General features: G+C 68.6%; 2 protein-coding genes. Both read right to left on the bottom strand.

The genetic code is table 11. The annotated features are described in order from the left end of the window. Positions 1 to 53: 53 nt before the first annotated feature. Positions 54 to 878, bottom strand: coding sequence for an energy-coupling factor transporter transmembrane component T family protein (locus tag ID132_RS08650; protein WP_125107165.1), 825 nt, complete (start codon positions 876 to 878; stop codon positions 54 to 56). After that, positions 878 to 1,476: energy-coupling factor ABC transporter ATP-binding protein (locus ID132_RS13975; protein WP_235988424.1), on the bottom strand; the 599-nt coding region annotated here is incomplete at its 5' end. The genes ID132_RS13975 and ID132_RS08650, both read right to left, overlap by 1 nt.

Below are 1,476 nucleotides of genomic sequence, written 5' to 3'. Positions count from 1 at the left end.
AGGGCCGCTGGTTCTACGTGCGCGCGCTGTCGTAGCGACGCCGCCCGACCGGCCTAGCGGTACACGGGCCAGGCGGAGCCCGCGACGAACGCGCCCACTACCGCGAGCACCGTCAGCGCGATCACCCAGACATCGAGCGGTCGAATCTGCAGCTTGTCCATGCGGATCTGGCGCCCGCGCGCATCCGAGCCGGCCCGCGTGAAGCCGCGGGTCTCGAGCGCCTCGACCGTGGTGCGCACCGACTTCGCGGTATTGAGGAAGATCGGGTAGAACGACAGCACCGCGAGCTGCGCCCACTGCGCGCCCACTCGCCAGGCGAGAAACCCGCGCTTCTCGGGCGGCGCCGTGCGCAGCCGGTACCCCTCGAACACCGTGCTGAACTCCTCGATAAGAATCGGGAGCATGCGGTAGCCATAGCTGACACCGAACGCGAGCATCTGCGGCGCGCGGAACGCGAGCAGCGCATCCGAAAGTTTCTCGGGATCGAGCGACACGAACGCCGCCATGCTCGCGAGCGAGACCACCCCGAGCTTGAGGTGCAGCGCAGCGAGGGCGATCAGGGTCTCGAGATTGCCGCCAAATAGCCACGCAGCGACCGCCATATAGATGACCTCGGCGCCGAGTCCGAGCACGAACAGCCCAAGAATGAGCGGGCCGACGCGTGCGAGGAAGATCGAGACGGCGCCGATGACGAAGAGCCCTGCGAGCACTGTGATGTTGTGGGTGAACCAGGGCACGAGCGCGAGCAGGATGTACCAGATCACCACCGCGCGCGGATCCATCGCCGCGAACAGGCCGCCGCGGGTGGCGTAGGCGGTGCGAATGAGTTCGAGCTTGACCCACTCGACCGACAGGACGTCGTGATGTGCGCGTGCCATCAGTGCGTCTCCTCCAAGTTGTTGAGCGCTGCGCCGACGGCGGCGACGAGTTCGCCCACCGAGAGCGGCACCGGGTCGAGCCCGAGTTCGCGCCCGAGCACGGAAATCTGGGGCGGCCGCAGGCGCACCTGGTCGAGCAGTGCGGCGTCGGTGAACAGCTCGCGCGGCGTCACGTCGGCGAGGATGCGCCCGCCCTCAAGCACGAGTACGCGGTTGGCCCACTCGGCGACGAGCTGCATGTCGTGGGTCGCGACGACGGTGCACTCGATGGTGTCGGCGAGCTCGGCGAGCATCGTCGTCACGTCGTCGCGGCTCTGGGTGTCGAGGCTCGACGTGGGCTCGTCGAGCAGCAGCAGCTTCGGCCGCATCGCGAGGCCGATCGCGAGGGTCGCGCGGCGCTGCTGGCCGCCCGACAAGGTGCGGCCGTCGCGCTCGGCGATCGGCGTCAGCGCGACCCGCTCGAGCACGCGCTGCACGATCTGGTCGGTGTCGGGCACCTTCCGCGAGCGCGGGAACAGGGCGACGTCGTCGCGCACCGAGCCCTTAAGAAACATGAGCTGCGGATGCTGATAGAGGTAGGCGGCGGTGTTCGCCATCT

This window comes from Gulosibacter sediminis (assembly GCF_014904065.1).
GTDB lineage: Bacteria > Actinomycetota > Actinomycetes > Actinomycetales > Microbacteriaceae > Gulosibacter > Gulosibacter sediminis.
The sequence above is the reverse complement of the archived record's forward strand: the minus strand, read 5'-3'. Positions and strand labels throughout refer to the sequence as shown.

Bases quoted from the DNA above. Each gene is read 5' to 3' on its own strand.
- ID132_RS08650 (WP_125107165.1), bottom strand. From the start codon at position 878: ATGGCACGCGCACATCACGACGTCCTGTCGGTCGAGTGGGTCAAGCTC.